Below are 17,716 nucleotides of genomic sequence, written 5' to 3'. Positions count from 1 at the left end.
GCATGATTCTGCAGCAGCAGTATTTGAAAATAAGGCAATTGCATCTGAACGAAATGCGGGGAACGAGCTTCGAAATCACCCTGCAGGAGCTGACAGATTTATTGGAATGCTCCGGGCGCAACGTGAATTTGATTCTGCGTAAAATGGAAGAGCAGCAGTGGATTGAGTGGGTTGCAGGAAGGGGACGAGGTAATCGCTCGCAAATGACCTTCCTCGTCTCCCAAGAGTCGATCGTTCTGCAAATCGCACAGCAGTATGTGGAAAAAGGGGATCTTAAACAGGCGTTTGCTTTTCTGGATGAATACGCGCACTTGCCCTTTGTTAAAGAGCAGTTCATGTACTGGCTCGATACCCATTTTGGCTACCGGACGGAAACGAAGAATATGGATGTTATGGAAACACTGCGGATTCCATATGATAGAACGATTCAGTATATCGACCCGATTTTTATGCTCTATGCGGTGGAGTCGCATCTGGTCAAGCATGTCTTTGATTGTCTGGTCCGGTACGATTCGCTTCACGACCGCATTGAGCCTCATATCGCGCATTATTGGAGGAAGAATGAACAAGGTACGGAATGGATATTTTATATCCGCAAAGGGATTTATTTTCATCATGGCCGGGAGCTTACTGCCCATGACGTGAAGTTTACAATGGAACGGTTGAATGACGATGAGATCAAGGCCCCCTTCCGCTGGCTGGTCTCCGATATTTCCCGGGTTGAAGTGGTCAATAACTATGTCCTGCGGATATTTCTGACCAAAACCAATCACTTGTTCCTGCGGAATTTAAGCTTTGACCCCACCTCCATTGTTCCGCGGGATGCCGTACTGGACCTGGGAAGACAATTCACGAGATTGCCAGTAGGTACGGGGCCTTTCAAGCTGGTGAAAAATGACGATAATATGATTGTGCTTGAGGCCTACCAGCAATATTTTGACAAGCGCGCCCATCTGGACCGGGTAGAGATATGGCGGACGCCGGAGCGGAATATGAGCAGCGGGAAGCGCGATACCGATTCCTATCAAATGCGCAATTATCTTTGCGGCGAGCTGGGGATGCAGGCCCCGTCCGCTTGGCTGGAGGTTGAGACCAGCGCTGTTTCCTGTCATTATATTTCCTTTAATTTATCCAAGGAGGGTCCGCAGCAGAATCCGTTATTCCGCAGGGCTTTGTTTCATGGATTGAACCGCAGGAGGCTGCTGGAAATCATGGTTTCAACAGATGCCAAAGCCGTGGAAAGCTTCTTTCCCGATCCTGAGATTACCGGTTATGAAGCTGCTTATGACCCTGAGTTAGCCCGGAAGCTGTTGGCGGATAGCGGCTACAAGGAAGAAAAAGTAACGGTATATGCAGCATTATCCAATGAAAGCACACAATGGTTTATAGAGGAATGCGGGATTCTGGGTGTCGAGCTGGATGTTATTGAACCACCCAAGAATAGTATGGTGAAGGATGCTGGAATCAAGCAGGAGGATTTGGCCATCGGTTCTATCGTAACGGAGGATGAATCGGCATTTTCGATGATTGAGTTATTTCTGTCCGGGAACAGCTGCTTCCATAAAAACCTGCGTCCGGGGAACTTGCAGCAGATCGAGGGTATCGTCCAGCGAGTGTACGAGGAATCTTCACCTGCCAAACGTTACGAGATCTCCAAAGAGCTGGAGCAGATGCTCAAGCTGGATGATGCCGTACTCTATTTGTATCATCGTCCGCTCAAAACACAGGTACATCCATCCCTGAAAGGGGTTCATCTCAACTCGATAGGCTGGGTGGACTTCAGAAGAGTGTGGTTTGAGACTAAGGACAAATGAGTGAATATAGCAATTCAGAAGAAATCCGGCTTATCCGCTTATGCTAATATGGGTTTATCCAGAATTTGAGAAGGTGGGATAAATCATGACTACCAGCATTTCAAAAGGACGGCTTTGGACGGCGCGAATCATGAGCGGGGTAACGATTATATTTATGCTGTTCGACAGTATCCTTAAATTGTTCAAGCCTGCCCAGGTTGTGGAAGGCACAGTCACGCTGGGATATGCCGAGCATCATATTATGGTTATTGGAATACTCGGACTCCTTTCTACTATTTTGTATGCCGTTCCACGCACGTCATTCCTGGGCGCGCTGCTGCTGACCGGATATTATGGCGGAGTGCTTGCTACGCAGATTCGGATGGACGCCCCGCTTTTTAGTACGATTCTCTTTCCGGTCTACCTTGCTGTTTTGACTTGGGGAGGAGTTTGGTTGAGCAATGATAAAGTGCGCCAGCTCATGCCGTTTACGGACAGAGGGCTGGATAGATAGGTAGTTCATCGTATCCGATAACATGATAGTCGATGCACGCAAGGACCGTCCGGGCAGCCGGACGGTTTTTTCTGCGCGGATTCATGTTCTGATGAAAGACCGGAGGAATCGCGGCGTGAGACATTCATCTAATTTGCTCACATGCACAGACTATTCTTATCGATGCGGAATATGCTAAAACGACAAAGCTCTCAATACAATAGGAGGTTTTAGTATGATGTATACTATTGATCTGGCTCTCTGGAACATCACTACTGGACTACCATCTAAGCCTTACGTGACGGCTGACTACAACCGAGCGAATAACAATGTGAATGGATTCACAAATGCTATCGCATGGGCAGCGGATCAGGGATATAGCTACATTATCGTTCCTAAGGGCGAGTATGCGTTATGTTATCCCAATTCCATCAAGATCACCGACAGCTATATTACGGTCGATCTCAACGGTTCTACCTTCAAGGAAATATACGATTCCGAAGCGCAGTCTCCCTATGACACTGCAGATCGAAGTGTGCTGCGTGATTACTATGCCTTCCCAAGCAATCAAGTACCTGGCGTTGCTTTTAAAATCGAAGAGTGTACACATACGAGTCTCATTAAGGGGATTATTATTGGAGACAAAGCCGACCGTTCATTTGCTGTTCCTAACGAAGAACGGAAAAATGAATGGACAAACGGCATACAGATCGGTAAAGGAGCCAATTACATTACCGTAAGTAAAAATACGGTCAGTTATTTTATGGCCGACGGGATATCGTTCATTAATTCCGGCGCAGCAGAGATGGTAGAATTTGGACTAGGCTTGTCTGTAAGCGATATCAACCCCAATACCGGCGCACTTATGGCTTCAACTACAAACATGGTCAGCAAGCTGCTTACTATACCTGCACATATACCGCCACATCAGGCTTTTCTTATTGCAGGATTTGGATATACCCGTGCAACTGCGATCAATGCAAAAGAGGTTGGTATCTATTACTACAATGCTGCTGGTGCCTTCATCCGAGGTTTCAGCAACCAAAAGATATACAAACCGATCACAATCGTACCAGGTGCTGCGATGTTTCGTTTCGTATTCTACAACGAAACGAATATAACCAAGGATATGCAGATTCATCTGAAATTCGGCTTGACGCCGCATCATTGTACGGTTGAGGACAATGAAATCTTTGGCTGCCATAGAGGAGGCATTACGCCGGGCGGCAACGATCTGATTATTCAAAACAACATCCTTCACGATATCGGCGTCGAGTATCTGGACGGCAAGCCTATATTTAACGATCCAACCAGGTACTGCATCAATCAGGAGGATTCGTTTGGCGACAATACGCTCATCCGCAATAACATTATGTATAACTGCTTTCATGGCATCTTGTGCGGCGCCTACTTTCCAACGATAGAAAACAACCGGCTCTATAACTGCCTGGGTACAGCTATCAATCTGTACATCCTGAAAAAAGGAGTCGTAACCGGCAATTTCATTTACAAATGCGGCACTTCCCTTGGGCTTATGACTGCGGTTTTCCAAAACGCGCATGTAACATACAGAGACAATACAATCGTCGGCGGCAATCTGCTGCTGAACAATGGCGTGGGTTACCATATCACAGCCGAGGGCAATACATTCGAGGACGTAGTCAACCTCGCTTACCCTGACGATGACAGATGCGTATTCAGGGGCAACCACTTCCGGTGGAGCGATACTTTCTCCGGCGCACCCATGATCACAATTAACCATATCGAAGATTGCACGATGGAAGTAAAAGGCGCCAGAAAACTGATTACGCTCAAAGCCTATGAAATAAATCGTCTGGACGCCAAAAATACAACGATTCGGGTAAATACCCGCAACCAACAGACCGTTAATGAAAATGTGAATTTCTATAACAGTACGTTTGAATCCTGCCAGATTGACAATCTTCTGTACGCAATGAAAGAACGGAAAGTAAATATTTTCAAAAGCAAGCTTACCGATACGATTGTGTTTATCGGAAATACCAATACAAATGGTCAGTACCCATACACCGGCCTGAAGGACTGTACGGTCATTCTAAATACGCTGACCTGGCTTGTACAAACCAATTTCAATACTTCGAAAGGCACCGTACAAATTGAAGACAGCCAGCTTACGATCAATAATACCGCCTTCCTGTATCTGATCAAGAACGATTTGACCGCCGGGCTGCCGCCGCTCTTCACCTTTGCTTTGAAAAGAAGCCGCATCATCTATACCGGTCCTTCTAAATTGACGCTTGGTTTCTACAACAGCAAGGGTATAATTAAATCCTTCATCTCTGCACGAAATATATTCAGCAATATCACTTTGCCTGCAAGAGAGAATGTGTATGTTGGATACGATCCGGATAAGGAAAGAGATACCGTACCGACGTATGGCATTTTCTTTACGGGTCAAGTCATCCGAAATGCCTATCCGGCTGCCGGTGAACCTGAATATTGGCTGTGCTTATCCAGAGCGGGTACGCCGGATGATTTGCCAAGGACCGCTAATAATATTCTATGGACTGCTGCCACAGTCAAAGCGCTTGGCGATCAAGTAAATGCAGGAGGCCGAGTTTATACGGTTACGACTGCAGGTACGACCGGCGCTGCGGCTCCAGCCTGGCCAACAGTTGAAGGAAACACAGTTGCTGATGGGACTGTGGTTTGGACTGACAGCGGCTACCTGGCAGCTTTTGCTGCTGTGGGAAAAATTTAAAATAATATTTGACGGATACATCAATGAAAAAAACGCAACGAGCGACAGAAAAATGGCTTCAGTCGTCTCATTGCGCTCATTTAAAGAAGCTCCAGATTCATGTAAGGCCTGGAGAATCAGGGGCTGCATGCCGGGCTCATTTCCTCAAATGCCCGCTTTCGTCAAACGCCAGTTCATAGCCCTCCGTTAAAATCTCAATATCCGGATGGTTCCGCGCTTCTTCCAGCAGCGTTTCGGATATCTCGATTTCCCCCAGATGCAGCGTATCTTGAATGCGCACCATTCTGCAGGCGGTATAATCCAAAATATTGCATGTCTTGACAGCCGCTTTGATAGCGTCCCTGTCATTAGGCAGGGTGGTCGCTATCTTCGTTGGGGCGCATACGGTTGAAGTCAGGCCATTCGCATAGGTGACTGGCCAGTCGGCTTGCTCGACCAGGCGCGAAGTTGTAAAGTCCGCTGTCCCGACACCGTTCGCGTTCCCTTTCGTTTCGGGCGTCAAATCAAGGACGACCATCTTGCTTACCTCAGGCCCGCCATGCGCATAGGGCGTAGGGTATCTGCCTGTAATATTAGGATCCATGCCGTCTCCGCTTATATTTTTGCCGATATAATCAATGACGAGCACATCCAGCCGCGAGAACAAGATCTTTGGAAGCCTTTGCTTCGCCTCAATAAGGAGAGCTGGCTCCAACGCTTCAATCTGATCCGCCGCAAGCACCTCGATCCGGCATGTTTCATCATAGGCATTCTCGATCAGGGCCACTCCGAACAAAATCGGCAATTTGTCCATCATAAGCTTCGCCATTTTCGGAACATTCTCCGCCATATACGCAAAGCCCAGCTGGTGGCAGGCTTCCGCCCCCTTCTGCTTCCCTAAACCGATGGAGATCATCTTCATGATTCCGCTTTCAAATGGTCCGCGAAAAGCGGTATGCGGTTTCACTCTGTTCATCACCACAATGGCATCCGCTTCGGACGCGATTTTATCTACATAAACAGGCAATCCATTCTCCAGTTCATCCAGCTGAACGACCTCCATCGAAGAAAGGATCGGCGCTCCGACGGATAATTCTGTGATGCCGAGGTATTTCAAAACGTCCTTCTGCCCTTCAGCTGTGGCTCCGCCATGACTGCCCATGCAAGGTACGATAAAAGGATGCGCATGCCGTGCTTTTATCGCTTCTACCAATGTTTTGGTGAACGCGGCGATATTTGCAACTCCTCTGCTTCCAACAGCGACGGCCACTCTTTGTCCGGGTAGAATCTGACTCATTGCAGGACAGGCATCAAGCTTTCGGAGCAGTTCCCCGGCAGGATCATCGAGCTTCATCCCGTCGAATCTCTGCCGTATTCGAACCATCTTCGGAATCGGGATCGGCTCAAGCAGTTGACTGAGTATATTCATTCTGAAGTCTCCTTTTCTTTATTGCGTCTATACTCCAGTTTATCCGCTTTGTCATTCCGGGGCAATCGGAATAAACAAATTTAGAGTGGCTGCTGCACTCGGCATCATGTGATTGTTTGTTGGATAGAAACAGGAAATCAAGGATTTTGCAAGAATTCAATAGCATAAATAGTTTTTTTTGATCAAATGAAGGAGGGTTACAATGATTCTCGAAACCAGGAGATTGATTATAAGAGAATTTAGGCTCGAGGATTTGGAAGATATACATGTCTATGCATCGAACCCATTAGTAGTCAAGCATATGATATGGGGACCCAACTCAAAAGAAGATACACAAGACTATCTAAATACGGTAATTGAAATGCAAGAGCAAATGCCCCGCCTTGACTATGAAGTCGCGGCAGTCTTGAAAGAAACAAGGCAGCTGATCGGCGGCTGCGGCATCCACCTGTCCAGCCCATCACAAGGGGAGATAGGATATTGTTTTAATCCGCTTTTCTGGGGAAACGGCTTCGCAACTGAAGCTGCTGATGCTCTGCTTGGATTTGGTTTCCGCGAGCTTGGTCTCCATCGAATATTCGCGACTTGCCGCCCGGATAACATTGGGTCAGCCAAAGTGATGCAAAAAATAGGGATGACATACGAAGGACATATCAGGGAGCATATGCGGCATAAAGGGAAATGGCATGACTCCCATCAATATTCTATTTTAGAAAATGAATATGTTGGTGGAGGGGATTGTTGAACATATTGAAGCTGAGAATTTTCCGTTCGATTGCAATGGGGACTTTTCTTGCCGCAATTATCCTGTTTCTAGTGGATGGATTGTTTATAGATTATCATCAGCGCTATGACGGTTTGGGAATATTGTCAACGTTCATATTCCCGCCAATCGGGATTGTTTGTGCGGGGCTTGCTTATAAAAAAACAGGTTCTACCCTGGATATGACTTTGATTGGGCTTAATGGTATTGCTTTGCTGAGCTTCTTTTTGATGATGTTTTTTGGCACGTTATTCTTCGGTCCGTAGGATCGCCCGATCATTGTATGGTGCTCAGCTGCCAAAGTCCCTGATAAGAGCCACGCCTCGCAGTTAAGGCGTGGCTCTGGCAGCTTACTTCGTCGTTTTCAGATCGTATCGTTCTCCGGGCTCGAGTATATGGAATCTGCTCTCCGAACGGGTAATGCCGCAAGACAGCTTGGCCGGATCGCCGTTGAACGGCAGCGATTCAGGCGCGTCATATGTACCGTAGTGATGCGCGATAAGATCAGCATCGCCAAGATGGTTGGCCAATTTAACGGCATTCTCAATTCCGAAGTGATACGGATCATTTGATACATCCAGCAGCAGGAGGTCGACTCCGCTCATCTCCAGATGCTCGGGCAGAAGACGGCTATCTCCCGTGTACCAGATAATTCCATCCGGGCTGCTGATCAAAAAGCCGCAGCAGTCCTCCGGCCCGTACGGCGGACCGAGTTTTTCCGGATCGGAAATTTGCCAGGCATGGTCGGCCCGCGTGAGGGTGATTTCAACATTTCCGACCCGGAAGGTCTCGCCGATACGGAAAGCCCGGGCTTGATCGGCCGGTACTCCCAGCCGCGCAAGCTCCCGTACAACGATGGCGGGACCTCCGTACATGCCGCCCGCCCGAATCAGAGCCGCGGCTGTATCCGGCGCCAGGTGATCATTATCCATATGCGAATAGAGCACAGCATCCAGATGCGGAACATCCGCCGCCACAATCGGCAGAGGCACCAGCATCCGGTGGCCAAGCTCATTTACGACAGGGGAGCCGTCCTTCATCATAATGACGGGATCAATCATAATGAGCGTTCCGCGGGCGTTGATCAGAAACCCGGCTCCGGACAGCCACCAAATTGAGGTGCGGTTGGATGCGGTAAAGTCCTCAGCCGTGATCATCCTGGTATAGGGTGCAATGACTTGGGAGGCGGACGGTTCCGGCGGCATTTCCTGGGACATGCAGAATCATCTCCTTATAAAATTCAAATGTGGGATCAACTTTATAGTCTGGACCGGATGGATGGTTATCCTGGCAAGCAGACAAGATTCGCTGTTCTCCTTATATTCCCATACGGTTCCCGGGACGGCAATCACTTAGCGGAAAATGTTGAAAACCATGTGACCTCATTTTAAACTATTATAGAGGTTGAACTGCGGGCCATAAAAAATCTTGTTCTCTCCCTTATCTGACCAAGCATTGAAGAGGAGTGGTATTGCCATGACCAAAGTATATGGTTGTCCGGTAGAAGTGACATTAGATGTATTGGGTGGCAAATGGAAGACAGTCATCCTGCGGTATCTTTCCAACCGGGCTTTACGCTACAGTCAGCTTCAACAGCGGATGCCGAATATTACACAGCGGATGCTGACCCTTCAATTGAAGGAGCTGGAGGAGGACGGCTTGATTCAGAGGGTCGTATTTGAGGAGCGGATTAAAAGGGTCGAGTATTCTCTCACCGAGTACGGCAAGAGTGTTGAGCCGATTCTTGAGCTTATGTGCGAATGGGGCAAACAGCGTATGCATGAATTCAACCTGCAAGTGAGGACAATGGGGACGTCCGGAGGATAGTCCGCAGCTCAGGCAGCATTCAACGAACAAAAATGTGCCGTATTGTATGTTTGGGACCTGCTCTTTTATAATTCTGGATGTGGATATGCACTTTTCTGATCTGCGACAGGCCATACAGATCATTAAACGCAGCCAGAATAAATTATATGAAGGTGGGATACCCATGGTAGTGGAAATCATCCGGTATGACATAGCGCCAGAATCAGCTCAGCATTTCATAACAGCTTATACAGAGGCCGGGACGTATTTAAACCGCTCTCCGCATTGTTTGTCCTATGAAATAATAAACGGCGTTGAAGAACCTAATCATTTCATTGTCCGAATCGAATGGGAATCGATGGAGGGACATATGCAAGGATTTCGCAGGAGTCCGGAATTTCAGCATTTTTTTGCATTAGTTAAACCCTTCTTCAACGCGATCCTGGAGATGAAGCATTATAGCGTTATCGCAGCAAGCGACCGATGACCAAGACCCGGCTTGAGGCTCTGAGCGACGGCGTCATAGCCATCGTGATGACCATTCTTATCCTTGAATTTAAAGTTCCCAAGCTCGAATCCTCCGAGGGAGATTGGGTGCTCGCAAAGGATTTTATCCATGATCTGCCCGTTGTTCTCAGCTATATAATCAGTTTTCTGGTTCTCATTGTTTGGTGGATGTCTCATCATCAGTTGTTTCATAGAGCCGAATACATGGATCGCAAGACGATTATTCTGAACGGCATTTTTCTGATGTTTATCGCTTTCATCCCATACCCGACAGCGCTCATGGGTGAATACCCGAGCCTTCGTTTTCCTTCTATTTTGTATGGGATAATCGGCCTGCTCTGCGGAGGGAGTTATTATGGCCTGTATCACCATATACTAAACAAGAATGCCGGTCATCCGTTCAATGCTAGCGGGAACGCGCTTTCTTTCAAGAATACTTGGCTGCATTTGACTGTTTACATTGCCGCAATAGGTATCGCTTTCGTCTCTCCATATATTTCGATTGCCGTATACGCGGCAGTCCCGATCTATTTTATTGGTAAGAAAAATGGATAAAACAACCCCTGCCCATTCTTGTCAATCTATCGCATAGGATGCGGCACCTCTTGAGAACTGACACCGTGCTTCAGCCGGTTTCATAAGTTGAAGAGTGGAACGAAAAGGGTGATAATTTGGGCAGAGCAAGCGTGTCAGGTGGCGTTTCCATTATTACATGCATCCGAGGCAAAACCCAAGGCCTATGACTATGCCTCGGTGTTTAAGGTGCCTGAGAGAATATCGTTAGGCAGTGTTTGAACTGTGGGATCATCAAAACAGGATTGCCGTTAATAGCAAATTTGAGGATGACGATTATTACTCTCCGTATTACTTAAAGGTACAGGTTAATGATATATACGTATCCGACAGTCGAAGAACAAGAACATACATCGTAAGGGAACCGCGTAAAACGCGGTTTTTTATTTTTTATCCAAGGGGATGCCTTGACCGTGGGGATATGTATGGACAATGAGAGAATCAATGAAGATATTAAACTGTTCAACCAAGCTCTGAGTGATGACGATGAGATGATCAGTGAACGTCTGCGCACGTTATCAAATATCGTAAAGGATATGGGTTATTAACTTCTCCCGAGGGAACCAGACCAACGTCACTAAACAATGAAATTCTTGAATTTGCTTGGTCATATCGAAACGGTAAATGAACGCAAGAAGCCGTTTCGTTTCGATACAAACAAAGAAAAAGTACTGTTTGCCTATCTGGCTTTTACATGCTGCCAGCCGAGTCCCCCCCAGGCTTATCGATACGCTTTGACTGAATGAAGATCCGCATAGGAGATGGAGAAATAGTTATAGGCTTTTAAGCCCATATTGGGCAAGACAATACATAAAAAGGAGTTAAAAGCCCTGCATTGCCTGCCGATATATATAAAAAAGGGGGGAGAACTTGGCTTACGCAATTATTATATCAAATCCGATCGTAGCGTCAGTGCGTTTTGCAGGACGAAGGGTAGCATATACGTCCGAGAAGATCCGGCGCGGCGGCGTCTTTCTGGACGTATTTACCGGAAAGGAAGTGAGGTATGAAATATAGTTTGCGGTGGGCGGTGCGGAGTTTGTGGAAAAGAGGGACATATGGAGCAATCTGCCTGATGCTCTTCTTCGGACTCTTGTCCGCAGTCGGCAGCCAGCCGGCGTATGCAGATGCGACAGTGGCGACATGGGAGGAATTGACGAATGCGTTCGCTACCGAAGCCAGCGGCAGCATCGTCAAGCTGGGCGACAATATTGAACAATTATCCGGTACGCTCTCCGTCATGTCGAAAAGCTTGATCCTCGACTTGGCCGGGCACAGTCTGTCCGTTAAATCCACTGATTTGTCCGCCGCGGCCATTCAGGTTCGTGTCGGAGCTTCTCTGACAATTAGGGATTCCGTTGGCAACGGAACGTTGACGGCCGACTCTACCGCCGGTGTTGGCGCCGCAATCGGGGGGGATTTTAAATCTTCCGCGGGGACAATCGTTATTGATAGCGGTACAGTGAGGGCTTACGGGGGCTTTGATGCAGCGGCTATTGGCGGGGGACAGCAAAGCCCCGGCGGTGGTACGGTAACGATCAACGGCGGGACTGTGACGGCTGTCGCCAGTGGGGCCGGAGCCGGTATCGGTGGCAACAGCGGCGGCACTACCGGCACGGTAACGATCAACGGCGGGAACGTGACCGCAACCGGCGGCCCCTTAGGCGCGGGTATAGGTAGCGGTCGTAATGGCAGAGCTGGTGGAACAGTAACGATCAACGGCGGGAACGTGACCGCAACCGGAAATAACGGAGGCGCGGGCATCGGGGGTGGATATCAGGCCCCGGGTGCTAACGTGACGATTACGGGAGGAATCGTAACCGTATCCGGCAATGGACAAGGTCCGTCAATCGGCGGCACTCCTTTCGGTTCATTAGTCAACTCCGGAACGATTAAAGTTGCAAGCGGAAGTCAATTATCGATTCCGGAGGGCGTTACGGTTACGAACACCGGAACGATCAACGGGGCGATTACCGGAGTCATTGACGGAAATAATTTTACCGTCAATTTCGACTGGAACGGCGTACCGCAAACGAATCCGACCCCCGTACATATTTATACGGCATCATTGGCAGCGGCCGGCACAACCTTGCCGACTTTGTCACGTACAGGTTATATTCTGGACGGATGGTATACGCAGCCTACCGGCGGAGTGCGGTTTACGGAAACGAGCGAAATCAGCGGCAGCATGACGCTTTTTGCGCATTACACTGAGGATTTGATTTTGCCGACGGTTGAACTGACTGCTTCGGTGGGAAGCAGTACCAATCAACCGTTTACGGTGACGGCGACATTCAGCGAAGCGGTAAGCGGCTTCGCGGATGGCGAGGTGTCGGTAACGAACGGGACCGCGGGCACAATTGAAGGCAGCGAAGATACGTACACGTTCCTGGTTACGCCGGCAGCAGGTGGACCGGTGACGGTAAAGATAGTGGGCGGCGTGGCTTTGGACGCCTATGGCAACGGCAATGCGCCTTCGGCGGACCTGACGATCACTTACGACCATACAGCGCCGACGGTTGAACTGACTACGACGGCGGGGAGCATAACCAACCAGCCCTTTATGGTGACGGCAACATTCAGTGAAGCGGTAAGCGGCTTCGCGGACGGCGACGTGAAGCTGATGAACGGAATCGCAGGAACGATCGGAGGCAGTGGAAGTATTTACTCGTTTCAGGTCGAGCCAGATGGTGAAGGCCCGGTCACGATAAAAGTGGCAGGCAGCGTGTCCACCGATGCCGCGGGCAACGGAAATGCAGCAGCGGCGGATCTGACGCTTATGTACGATGAGACGCAGCCAACGGTCACGCTCGCTGCGCCGGAGAGCATAACCAATCAGTCGTTTACGGTGACCGCGAAGTTCAGCGAAGCTGTAAACGGCTTCGAGACCGGTGACGTGACGGTAATGAACGGGACCGCGGGAACGATCGGAGGCAGCGAAGACACGTACACGTTTCAGGTCACACCGGCGGTTGAAGGGTCGGTGACGGTGAAAGTGGTTGGCGGCGCAGCTTTAGACGCCGCGGGCAACGGGAATACGGCCGCGACGGACTTGGTGGTTGCGTATGACCATACGCCGCCGACGGCAGCGCTGAGTACGACTGCTGGGAGCAGCACTAACCGACCGTTTACGGTGACGGCGAAGTTCAGCGATGCGGTAAACGGCTTCGCAGACGGCGACGTGACGGTAATGAACGGGACAGCGGGACCGGTCGGAGGCAGCGAGGATACGTACACGTTTCAGGTCACACCGGCAGCTGAAGGACCGGTAAAGGTTCAGCTGGCGGACGGCGTGGCACTCGATGACGCGGGCAACAGGAATACGGCCGCGACGGACTTGGTGGTTGCGTATGACCATACGCCTCCGACGGCGGCGCTGAGTACGACTGCTGGAAGCAGCACCAACCAGCCGTTTACGGTGACGGCAAAATTTAGCGAATCGGTAAATGGCTTCGCGGACGGCGATGTGACGGTAACGAACGGCACAGCAGGCACGATTGAAGGAAGCGGAGACACATACACGTTTCAAGTAACGCCGGCGGCGGATGGACCGGTAACGGTGCAGTTGGCGGGCGGCGTGGCACTCGATGACGCAGGCAACGGGAACACGGCGGCAGCGGACCTGGTACGCACGTACGATCATACGAAACCGGCGGTCACGCTCACGTCGCTGGCGGCGAGCATAACCAATCAGCCGTTTACGGTGACGGTAAAATTTAGCGAATCGGTAAACGGTTTCGCGGACGGCGATGTGACGGTAACGAACGGCACAGCGGGCACGATTGAAGGAAGCGGAGACACGTACACGTTCCAAGTGACGCCGGCGGCGGATGGACCGGTAACGGTGCAGTTGGCGGGCGGCGTGGCACTCGATGACGCTGGCAACGGGAACACGGCTGCGTCAGACCTGGTACGCACGTACGATCGTACGAAACCGGCGGTCACGCTCACTACGATGGCGGCGAGCATAACCAATCAGCCGTTCACGGTGACGGCGAAGTTCAGCGAGCCGGTAAGCGGGTTCGCGGACGGCGAAGTGACGGTGACGAACGGCACAGCGGGAACGATTGAAGGAAGCGGGGACACGTACACGTTTCTTATATCGCCAACCGCGGACGGACCGGTGACGGTACAACTGGCGGGGGGCGTAGCACTCGATGACGCTGGCAACGGGAACACGACGGCGGCAGACCTGGTACGCACGTACGATCATACGAAACCGGTGGTCACGCTCACTACGATGGTGGCGAGCATAACCAATCAGCCGTTCACGGTGACGGCGAAGTTCAGCGAGCCGGTAAGCGGGTTCGCGGACGGCGACGTGACGGTGACGAACGGCACCGCGGGAACGATTGAAGGAAGCGGGGACATGTACACGATTCTGGTATCGCCAACTGCGGATGGACCGGTGACGGTACAACTGGCGGGGGGCGTGGCACTGGACGATGCGGGCAACGGGAACACGGCAGCGGCAGATCTGGTGCGCACGTACGATCATACGTCGCCGACGGTGACGATAGATACGATGGCGGCGAGCATAACCAATCAGCCGTTTATCGTAACGGCGAAGTTCAGCGAGCCGGTAAGCGGGTTCGCGGACGGCGACGTGACAGTGACGAACGGGACCGCGAGGACGATCGAAGGAAGCGAAGATACGTACACGTTCCTGGTCACGCCGTCCGCGGATGGACCAGTGACGTTGCAGCTGGCGGGAGGCGTGGCTATGGACGTCGCGGGCAACGGGAATATTGCCGCGGCGGATCTGGAGTTCACGTACGATGCGACCTCACCGGCTGTGACACTGACAACGCCAGCGGAGAGCACCAGTCATCCGTTTACGGTGACGGCAAAGTTCAACGAACCGGTAAGCGGGTTCGCGGACGGCGACGTGACGATAACGAACGGAACTGCCGGAAGCATTGTCGGGAGCGAAGATGTGTACTTGTTCGAAGTGACCCCGATCGCGGAAGGGCCGGTTACGGTGGCCGTGTATGGCGGCGTGGCCGCTGACGCTGCAGGCAACGGGAATACGGCCGGGGAAGTATTGAGTCTGATTTATGACAGGACGGCAGCGTCTGTCGCATTCAGCCCGAACGGCAACCCCGATCCGGCAACAACCGCAGAAACAACAGTGTCGGTGACGGATGCGGCAAGCTCCGGCTTGACGTCTCTGAAATATATGTGGACGCAAAGCGCGGCGGTGCCTGACGAAAACGACGAAGACTGGACCGATTTCGCAACCGGCGGCATTCTTAGGCAAACCGGCGGGGAAGGCGAATGGTATTTGCATATTCACGCCGTCGATGAAGCCGGCAATGTCAGCGACCGGGTATCGGAACCTTTTGTTCTGGATAATACGGCTCCGATCATTGAATTGAGCGGCGATAATCCATTCTATGTCCCGCAAGGAGAAACCTACTCGGAGCCCGGTGCGACGGCGACGGACAACCTTGACGGGGAGTTGCCGGCCTCTTCCATCGCCACCACTGGCGACGTTAATTCTGACGTGCTAGGCCAATACGAGCTTCAATATACCGCGAACGATCGGGCGGGAAATGCAGCCACGGTGACGCGGAACGTATATGTCTATGATGGCGATGTGCCGGTCATTCGCCTAAACGGGCCGAATCCGCTGACCGTCGCGGTAGGAAGCGTGTTTGCAGATCCCGGCGCGACGGCGCTGGATAAGCAGGAAGGCGACCTGTCCGGGGCTATTACAGTGACGGGAGCGGTCTATACAGACGAGGTAAGATTTTATTACCTCGACTACAACGTAACGGACAGTACCGGCAATGCGGCGCCGACCGTGACAAGAGCGGTGTACGTAATCGCTCCGCCGGTCGTTACGCTGCTTGGCCCGTCGGCGATTACGCTGACGGCAAGTGGGATTTTCGTCGATCCGGGTGCCAAGGCGACGGACGCCTACTACGGCGATTTGAGCGGGACGATTGCGGTAACGGGAACGGTCGATGTTGATCGGCCGGGACAATATACGCTGCAATATAACGTACAAAATCCGATCGGCCAACAGGCATCGGCGACTCGGACCGTAACTGTGGCGAGCGCAGACGACCCGGGAGGGCCGGACGACTCTGGCGGTCCCGGCAACACGGGTAACTCCGGCGACGATCCAGATCATCCGACCGGCCCCGCTTATATCGATGATGGGCAGGACGATGCTTCAGGCACGGCGGACATTATAATCAACGGCGTCCGTACCGCGGTGCGCCTGAAGACGGAAACGTCCACGGACGGCCAGACTGTAGCATGGCTTCTGCTGACTGCGGAGCAAACGGCTCAGGCGTTTGTGTCCGATTATGGGGAAGCGGTGCTGGATATCGAAGGGCTCGGCTCGGTGGTCAAAGTCAGCATGCCGGCGGCAGCGCTGCTGGATGCGCTAAAGGCGTGGCCGAATACCTCTATTCGGGTGGTCGTGGATGAAAGCAGCTTGCTTCTGCAGCTTGGCGCGATCGAGAGCTTGCCGGAAACAGCGATCGTAACGGTGACGATCGCACAAGCGTCGGACGCGGAAAGCGCTGCGCTGAAGGAAGCGTTGGGCAGGCAAGGGGCTCTCCCGCTGCTTGATCATCCGATTGCTTTTGCATTGGATGCGGACGGTCGGGCGATTGACGGCGGCAGCCGCCGCTATGTTGAGCGTTCAATCGCCTTGTCCGCGGCGGCCGACCCGGACAGGGCGACGGCGGTCTGGATCGATGTGAAGGGCGGGCTGCATTTTGCGCCTTCCGTTCTTGCAGGCGCCGCGAAAGGCGAAATGCCGACGGTTACGATCGAATCGCCGCAGAACGGCCTTTATACGGTCATACAGTCGGACAAGTCTTTCGCGGACATGCCGGGACATTGGGCGCGGCAAGAGATTGAACTGCTGGCGAACAAACGGATCGTCGAAGGACGGCCGGGGGGCCAATTTGCTCCCGACGACAAAATTACCCGCGCCGAATTTGCAGAACTGCTCGTGCGGGCGCTGGGATTGCCGGAGCAAATCGAGAATCGGCCGTTCTCTGATGTGTATTCAGCCAGCTGGTACTCCGGCGCTGTCGGAGCGGCGCGGCAAGCGGGTCTGATCGACGGCTATGAGGACGGTACTTTCCGGCCTAACGCAAGCATCACGCGCGAGCAAATGGCGATAATGATCAGCAGAGCGCTGACGTTTGCCGGAAAATCGCCTGAGGCGGATAACGCCGCGCTGCAGCCGTTCGCCGACGGTGCGGACATCGCGGGTTGGGCTGCAAATGCGGCGGCGGAATTGGCTGAGACGGGCATCGTTCGAGGGATGGCCGGTACGGCGTTTGCGCCGGAAGCGGAAGCTTCCCGCGCGCAAAGCGCCGTTATGCTGCAGCGGATGCTGGCATACTTGCAATTTATCAATAAATAACCGAATGGATAGAGACAAGATTTGAACCGAACAAGCTTTGCCGCCTGCGGTGGCGAAGCTTGTTTTATTTGGGCCGGGCAAGGGGGAGATGAGGAGCCGAGGGAACCCAGAGATCGGATACCCCTTCATTTCGAGAAAGGCGCTAGCCACTTAGCGGGGGCCTAAAAGATTACCGACGGCCACCGGTCGCGTCCCGATTCTGCCGAATTGCGAGGTTGCCGATCTTGCCGTCCGCCAATA

At 51.8% G+C, this 17,716-nt stretch carries 11 protein-coding genes and 1 pseudogene; 10 read left to right on the top strand and 2 right to left on the bottom strand.

The genetic code is table 11. From position 1 onward, the window contains the following. Positions 1–2: 2 nt before the first annotated feature. The 3 genes from AC0YOA_RS27065 to AC0YOA_RS27055 all read left to right on the top strand — a co-directional run bounded on the left by AC0YOA_RS27065 (position 3) and on the right by AC0YOA_RS27055 (position 5,026). On the top strand, positions 3–1,814 hold the full coding sequence (locus AC0YOA_RS27065; RefSeq protein WP_475789284.1) for an ABC transporter substrate-binding protein: 1,812 nt from the start codon (positions 3–5) through the stop codon (positions 1,812–1,814). A gap of 85 nt (positions 1,815–1,899) precedes the next feature. Continuing rightward, positions 1,900–2,307 carry a DoxX family protein gene (locus AC0YOA_RS27060; protein ID WP_210046523.1) on the top strand — a complete coding sequence of 136 codons (408 nt, stop codon included), beginning with the start codon at positions 1,900–1,902 and terminating at the stop codon, positions 2,305–2,307. Positions 2,308–2,521: 214 nt separating this feature from the next. Continuing rightward, the gene (locus tag AC0YOA_RS27055; RefSeq protein ID WP_475789283.1) at positions 2,522–5,026 is read left to right on the top strand and encodes a right-handed parallel beta-helix repeat-containing protein; all 2,505 of its coding nucleotides are present in this window, start codon (positions 2,522–2,524) and stop codon (positions 5,024–5,026) included. Positions 5,027–5,162: 136 nt separating this feature from the next. Here the strand turns inward: AC0YOA_RS27055 and AC0YOA_RS27050 are convergent, their stop codons facing one another. After that, positions 5,163–6,434 (bottom strand): nickel pincer cofactor-dependent isomerase, group 22, encoded by a 1,272-nt coding sequence (locus tag AC0YOA_RS27050; RefSeq protein ID WP_475789282.1) that lies wholly within the window; start codon positions 6,432–6,434, stop codon positions 5,163–5,165. Positions 6,435–6,636: 202 nt separating this feature from the next. Here AC0YOA_RS27050 and AC0YOA_RS27045 point away from each other — a divergent pair, with 202 nt between their 5' ends. Together AC0YOA_RS27045 and AC0YOA_RS27040 are read left to right on the top strand one after the other, a co-directional pair. Continuing rightward, positions 6,637–7,179, top strand: a complete 543-nt coding sequence (locus AC0YOA_RS27045; protein ID WP_475789281.1) for a GNAT family N-acetyltransferase — start codon at positions 6,637–6,639, stop codon at positions 7,177–7,179. Next, entirely contained in the window at positions 7,176–7,463 is a 288-nt protein-coding gene (locus AC0YOA_RS27040) for a hypothetical protein (protein WP_475789280.1), read from the top strand. Before AC0YOA_RS27045 ends, AC0YOA_RS27040 begins: the two co-directional genes overlap by 4 nt. An 84-nt stretch (positions 7,464–7,547) precedes the next feature. On the opposite strand, the gene AC0YOA_RS27035 is transcribed toward AC0YOA_RS27040, so the two are convergent. Further along, a complete protein-coding gene (locus tag AC0YOA_RS27035) occupies positions 7,548–8,414 on the bottom strand; it encodes an MBL fold metallo-hydrolase (protein ID WP_475789279.1) in 867 nt (288 codons plus the stop codon). A 259-nt stretch (positions 8,415–8,673) separates the two neighbouring features. Here AC0YOA_RS27035 and AC0YOA_RS27030 point away from each other — a divergent pair, with 259 nt between their 5' ends. The 5 genes and pseudogenes from AC0YOA_RS27030 to AC0YOA_RS27010 all read left to right on the top strand — a co-directional run bounded on the left by AC0YOA_RS27030 (position 8,674) and on the right by AC0YOA_RS27010 (position 17,476). After that, positions 8,674–9,024: a winged helix-turn-helix transcriptional regulator gene (locus AC0YOA_RS27030; RefSeq protein WP_475789278.1), complete on the top strand. Its 351-nt coding sequence runs from the start codon at positions 8,674–8,676 to the stop codon at positions 9,022–9,024. A 46-nt stretch (positions 9,025–9,070) separates the two neighbouring features. Continuing rightward, complete coding sequence (locus AC0YOA_RS27025) at positions 9,071–9,490, top strand: antibiotic biosynthesis monooxygenase family protein (RefSeq protein ID WP_475789388.1); 420 nt, start codon at positions 9,071–9,073, stop codon at positions 9,488–9,490. Further along, positions 9,487–10,065, top strand: coding sequence for a TMEM175 family protein (locus AC0YOA_RS27020; RefSeq protein ID WP_475789277.1), 579 nt, complete (start codon positions 9,487–9,489; stop codon positions 10,063–10,065). The genes AC0YOA_RS27025 and AC0YOA_RS27020 overlap by 4 nt, the downstream gene beginning before the upstream one ends. Positions 10,066–10,475: 410 nt before the next feature. Next, positions 10,476–10,631 (top strand): annotated as a pseudogene (locus AC0YOA_RS27015) (DUF6530 family protein); the annotation flags it as partial. A 458-nt stretch (positions 10,632–11,089) separates the two neighbouring features. Beyond that, positions 11,090–17,476, top strand: coding sequence for an Ig-like domain-containing protein (locus tag AC0YOA_RS27010; RefSeq protein ID WP_475789276.1), 6,387 nt, complete (start codon positions 11,090–11,092; stop codon positions 17,474–17,476). Positions 17,477–17,716: the final 240 nt, after the last annotated feature.

The sequence above is a fragment of the Paenibacillus sp. JT22N12 genome, assembly GCF_056269365.1.
Note: the sequence above shows the minus strand (reverse complement) of the source record. Positions and strands in the feature narration are given on the sequence as shown.